Below are 5324 nucleotides of genomic sequence, written 5' to 3' on the forward strand. Positions count from 1 at the left end.
ACACCAACCATATTGACTGGCTGTAGTAATAGGGTATCTGTCGGTAGCTCAGATAAACCGGCAGGAAGATTTGCCAGTGCCTCCTGCTCACGTTGCCATATCGCAGCGGCCAGGGCGTCATGTTCAGCTTCGGCTTTAGGCAGCACACCATTAATCACCAGGTATTGGTTTTTCAGGCCAATTGCAGCCAGTTCTTCATGGGTGCGGGCGACTTCCTGCAGCGTCGATTTTTGCAGTCGTGCAACCAGAACCATGCGGGTACGTTCAGGATCGGATAACGCCTCTACTGCATGAGCATACTGCTCACGCTGCTTTTCCAGCCCGGCCATTGGGCCAAGACAGGAAGCACCATCTGGATTACTTTCAATGAAGCTACTCCAGGCACCGGGAAGCTCGAGAAGGCGAATCGTGTGGCCCGTCGGCGCTGTATCAAAAATGATGTGATCGAAGCGGGTCAGCAGGGTAGCGTCTGTCAATAAGCCGGTGAACTCGTCAAACGCCGCAATCTCAGTGGTACAGGCTCCTGAAAGCTGCTCGCTGATACTGTTAACAACGTCATCTGGCAGAAGACCTTTGATAGGATCAACAATTCTGGCGCGGTATTGCTGGGCGGCTTCCTGCGGGTCAATCTCCAGAGCAGAAAGCCCAGGAACTGCTGTCACAGGGCGAATGTTGTTACCGATAGCTTGGTCGAATACCTGGCCGACATTCGAGGCAGGATCGGTACTGACCAGCAAAACCTGCTTACCCTGTTCGGCAAGGCGGATAGCCGTCGCGCAGGAAATAGAAGTTTTTCCTACGCCTCCCTTGCCAGTAAAAAACAGGTAAGGCGGGATATTCTGTAAGAATTTCATATGTCCTCCTGACATATTCAGCAACAGGAAGTATTACCACCACAGCAGCTGGTGGGAGCTAACCCTACCTTCTCCAGCGGAATACCGAACCAGCGAGCCAGCTCAGCACGTTTTGGGTATCGCCCTGCCATCACAGTTTCACCGTCCAACAGCAGTAGCGGAAGCCCTTCTGCTCCAGATGCTTCGAGAAATGCTTTCGCTTTCTCATTCTGAACAAAGCTCATGGGCTGCTGCGCTAGGTTGTAACGTTCAACCTGTACGCCACGTCCTTTCAGCCACTGCACATCAGCAGAAAAATCAACCAGAATCTGATCGACATCTGAGCCACATACGCCGGTACTGCAGCACATTGCCGGGTCAAACACCGTTAACGTCTTCATTCTAAATACCTCACATTCGTAAAAGCATATATGTCCAGGCAAATTTTTTAGATGCAAACAGCCTTACCGCTACCAGAGCAGTTTGCCGATGCCAGCTTACGGGCGATGGCCTGTACGTCGTCCTGTTGGCTTAACCAGGCCTGCTCAATCACCTGAGCGGCCCAGGAAGGAATATGCGGGGATAAGCGATAATGAACCCATTTCCCCTGCTTACGATCCAGCAATAGACCACTTTCCCGAAGCATCGCCAGATGGCGGGAGATCTTGGGCTGTGACTGTTCCAGTGCCGTACAGAGATCGCACACGCACAGCTCTCCCATCTCCCTGAGCAGCAACACAATGCCCAAGCGGGTTTCATCGGAGAGGTTTTTGAAGAGTTGTAGAGATGATAATTGTGGCATAAGTCCCCCCGGCTATTGTTTCGCAATATCTCGCTGTAACCGTACAGTGTCAAATTATATTTGAATTTCCATATATGAATAAAGCAAGACTTCTCACTGACCCTGTGAGGGTTATACCGTCGGTTACAGTAAGGAACTCAGCAAGGAGGCTTTAAGCTATTTCCCTTTGGATTCAGTAAACTGGAGAGTTTTAAGTATGAAGTGTCATGGAGCGGGCGAAGGGAATCGAAGTATCGAAGACAACTCACCGTTAACCATTTGTTTCTTAAAAGATGATGAATCCTTATGGTTACAGTTATGGTTACACGTTGAGTGATCTTTGGTCAAGGCCGGATACATGTAATATTCCCACAAAAAGAATAGAACAAAGGTTAGAACATCTGGAAGGGTCTCAATGTTTCAACTTCAAGGGGTAGCCTCCCTCGTTTCAGGGCAAAATCAAGGAAGGCTACGGGGACAATACGAGAGAGTAAACTATTAGATAGACGCTCAGATTTTTGTGGGAGATTTTAGAAAAAGGCTGTAAGCATCACTCACCGCCACCAAGCACTGCCGCCAACCGCATAATGAAAACCTGTCAGCACCAGAGCTACAGCAATGGCTACAAATAAAAGGATACCGCACATACCTGACAGCCTATTGAAAACAATGCGATACACTATGCCGGCAATGAACAATATTCCGGCGGCCCACCAAAACGCCTTAACAGCCCGACCAACTGCGTAATAGGTAGACCACGAGATACCACCGTATATATAACCAGCCATACATCCCATAGCCAATAGTAGCGCAGCCATAACAATGAACGACCCCATACCTCTTACCATAATGATTTTCCTAAAGTAATCCATTCAGAGACTGAGGGTAGGATAGCCTGATTGCAGCCTTTGTGTTGATCGTTTGTCTCGATCGGTAACATGAAATTGATCGCTCATATCTATGGAGATCGATAGCTATCATAGATTCAGTGTTCGGGCATACCAGACGCTGCTGCGAGAAATCATGGATAACCCTTGGGATTTCGTCAGGTGACCGTTAAGCACGGCCCTGTAGATGCGCTCAGGTTTCCTACCGTCAACACATTTACCAATCTTGTTAAGGGTCTGCATAGCTTCCCTGTAGTCGTCCTTATGACGTTCCAATAGCTCAGCTTCAGCGTGATAGCCAAGTTCGACCATCTTATTAGCAACGACCGTGGCAACTTCAGGCATCTCAAGGATAGCCTCAAAGGCCGCATAGACCATGTCCTCGAAATCTTCAGAGACCCATCCGGCATACTTGAGGGTTGCCTGTTTGTCTGCGTAGGTTATGCTTTCAATACCAATCTTCTCGACGTGCATTTTTTGCATGTCGGCGAGCCTCTTTGTTACCTTGCCGCGCCACTGAGAGGGTAGCTTATTGTTTGGTAATCCGAGGATTTTCCATATTTCTGTAAGGTTCCACATGCCAGACTCATTAGACTTAAAGCTGTGGCCTTCAATAGTAATAATATGACCTGCATGTTTATGTTTATTATTCATTGCTTGGTTACCTTTTAAATATGCACCCTAAACCGAACCCTACGGCCCCACTCAAAGTCCCCAAGCGAAGGGAGACCAGCAGGACAAAGGATACACACTTAGAATGTCTTTGAGATTAATAGGAATGGTTTCATGTGGAGACACTGAACGTTTTTTCAAATTGAAGCAACTAATGAAGTAGATAACGCTAAGTTCTCTTAATGTTCTTCTTTAAGTTCTTATTATTATCTTGTGTAAACAAGTAATATAACTCTAAGGTCTTTAAGTAATACTTTAAGTTTAGCCCCTGTAGACCAGAGGCCATATTAATATGATTACTGTCATTGGCTATTCACTTATCGACTGACCCAGAGCACACAGGAAGCATTCACTTTAAGTTGAACGCTTGGTGTCCGTAATTGGTCATCCCGCCCCTGAAAGGATGCGATAAGCTACGGTTAGTTGTCATAGAGGGAAACTCTTTGTCGTCCCTCTCCCTTATAGTGAGTCGCATTGATTTTTATTGACTTAAAGGTGAATCTGTGAATGAAAATTAGCGACTGAAGGCATGGAGCCACACTTTCTGTTAGTTACTCAGAGTTCCTCTCCCTAAAGTGAGTCGTATTGATTGCTAAGCTGTCTTTTTGTCGCGCTTTTCGATTCCCTGCCGTGGTCCCTCTGGCATACTCTGGAACATCGCTTCGATCTCTTTTGGTCTCGTAATACGGTCATCGACAATGATGTTCAACAGCTTAAAGAGACTATGCGTTAACTGTGGGTCATCCTCAAGGCTAATCTCTCCGGGGTGTACAGCCTGATTGCCAACAATGCGACAAATGTCGGCTGCTTGCTGGATGCGAGGAGGTAAACCTTTCTCAACTAGAGACTTAATGTCAGCGTTAATATTGTTCCCCGGCTCTCCTAAATGAACCATCAGTTTCTGGAGGCATAGACGAAGGAGTGCCGCAGCCCCTTTAGGTGATAGATTGACGATACTGCGTGCTTCCATGTAGTCAGACTTGCAGTCTTCTGGCATGTCCGGGTGAATCGCCACGGGTTTAACAGACACCTCAGAGTCATTTAAGATGGCTTAAAGAGAGGTGCCCATGAGCGGTAAGCGTTATCCCGAAGAGTTTAAAATTGAAGCAGTCAAACAGGTTGTTGATCGCGGTTATTCTGTTGCCAGCGTTGCAACACGTCTCGATATCACCACCCACAGCCTTTACGCCTGGATAAAGAAGTACGGTCCAGATTCTTCCACTAATAAAGAAGAGTCAGATGCTCAGGCCGAGATCCGCCGTCTCCAGAAAGAGCTGAAGCGGGTTACCGACGAACGGGACATATTAAAAAAAGCCGCGGCGTACTTCGCAAAGCTGTCCGACTGAGGTACGCCTTTATCCGTGACAACACCTGTTGCTGGCCTGTTCGCCTGCTCTGTCGGGTGCTGGATGTTCATCCCAGTGGTTTTTACGCCTGGCTTCAGCAGCCGCATTCACAACGCCATCAGGCAGACCTGAGGCTGACAGGGCAGATTAAACAGTTCTGGCTGGAATCGGGATGCGTCTATGGTTATCGCAAAATCCATTTGGATCTGCGGGACAGCGGGCAACAGTGCGGAGTGAACAGAGTCTGGCGACTGATGAAACGTGTCGGGATAAAGGCTCAGGTCGGATACCGGAGCCCGCGGGCACGTAAAGGCGAGGCCAGTATCGTGTCGCCCAACAGGCTCCAGCGACAGTTCAATCCGGATGCTCCGGATGAGAGTTGGGTAACGGACATAACCTACATCAGGACCCACGAAGGCTGGCTGTATCTTGCCGTGGTTGTTGATCTGTTCTCACGCAAAATTATCGGCTGGTCCATACAATCCCGGATGACAAAGGACATTGTCCTGAACGCACTGCTGATGGCTGTATGGCGGCGTAATCCCCAAAAACAGGTGCTGGTTCATTCGGATCAGGGCAGTCAGTACACAAGCCATGAGTGGCAGTCGTTCCTGAAATCACACGGCCTGGAGGGCAGCATGAGCCGTCGCGGTAACTGCCATGATAATGCGGTTGCAGAAAGCTTTTTCCAGTTGTTGAAACGTGAACGGATAAAGAAAAAAATCTACGGAACGCGGGAAGAAGCCCGCAGCGATATTTTTGATTACATCGAAATGTTTTATAACAGTAAGCGTCGGCATGGTTC

General features: G+C 48.2%; 6 protein-coding genes and 1 pseudogene. 1 reads left to right on the plus strand and 6 read right to left on the minus strand.

The annotated features are described in order from the left end of the window. The 6 genes and pseudogenes from OGW13_RS17690 to OGW13_RS17715 all read right to left on the minus strand — a co-directional run. The coding region (locus tag OGW13_RS17690) for a TRC40/GET3/ArsA family transport-energizing ATPase (RefSeq protein WP_287116330.1) at positions 1–854 on the minus strand (854 nt) is incomplete at its 3' end. A 17-nt stretch (positions 855–871) separates the two neighbouring features. Then, positions 872–1234, minus strand: a complete 363-nt coding sequence (arsD, locus tag OGW13_RS17695; protein WP_057696013.1) for an arsenite efflux transporter metallochaperone ArsD — start codon at positions 1232–1234, stop codon at positions 872–874. 47 nt (positions 1235–1281) lie between these two features. Continuing rightward, positions 1282–1635, minus strand: a complete 354-nt coding sequence (gene arsR, locus OGW13_RS17700) for an As(III)-sensing metalloregulatory transcriptional repressor ArsR (RefSeq protein WP_042999394.1) — start codon at positions 1633–1635, stop codon at positions 1282–1284. Positions 1636–2168: 533 nt separating this feature from the next. Next, the gene (locus OGW13_RS17705) at positions 2169–2450 is read right to left on the minus strand and encodes a hypothetical protein (RefSeq protein ID WP_353622486.1); all 282 of its coding nucleotides are present in this window, start codon (positions 2448–2450) and stop codon (positions 2169–2171) included. 141 nt (positions 2451–2591) lie between these two features. Next, entirely contained in the window at positions 2592–3155 is a 564-nt protein-coding gene (locus tag OGW13_RS17710) for a hypothetical protein (protein WP_181825113.1), read from the minus strand. A gap of 610 nt (positions 3156–3765) precedes the next feature. Next, positions 3766–4179: pseudogene (locus OGW13_RS17715) on the minus strand (DUF4145 domain-containing protein); the annotation flags it as partial. A 61-nt stretch (positions 4180–4240) separates the two neighbouring features. Between OGW13_RS17715 and OGW13_RS17720 the strand changes: the two are divergent. Beyond that, positions 4241–5324, plus strand: a protein-coding gene (locus tag OGW13_RS17720; RefSeq protein ID WP_287115741.1) for an IS3 family transposase whose coding sequence is annotated in 2 segments (ribosomal slippage) — positions 4241–4478 and positions 4478–5324 — 1085 coding nt annotated over the 2 segments. Because the reading frame shifts where the segments join, the coding sequence is not laid out codon by codon here. This gene is flagged as partial in the annotation.

The organism is Citrobacter sp. Ca225, assembly GCF_030337175.1.
GTDB classification, from domain to species: domain Bacteria; phylum Pseudomonadota; class Gammaproteobacteria; order Enterobacterales; family Enterobacteriaceae; genus Citrobacter_A; species Citrobacter_A amalonaticus.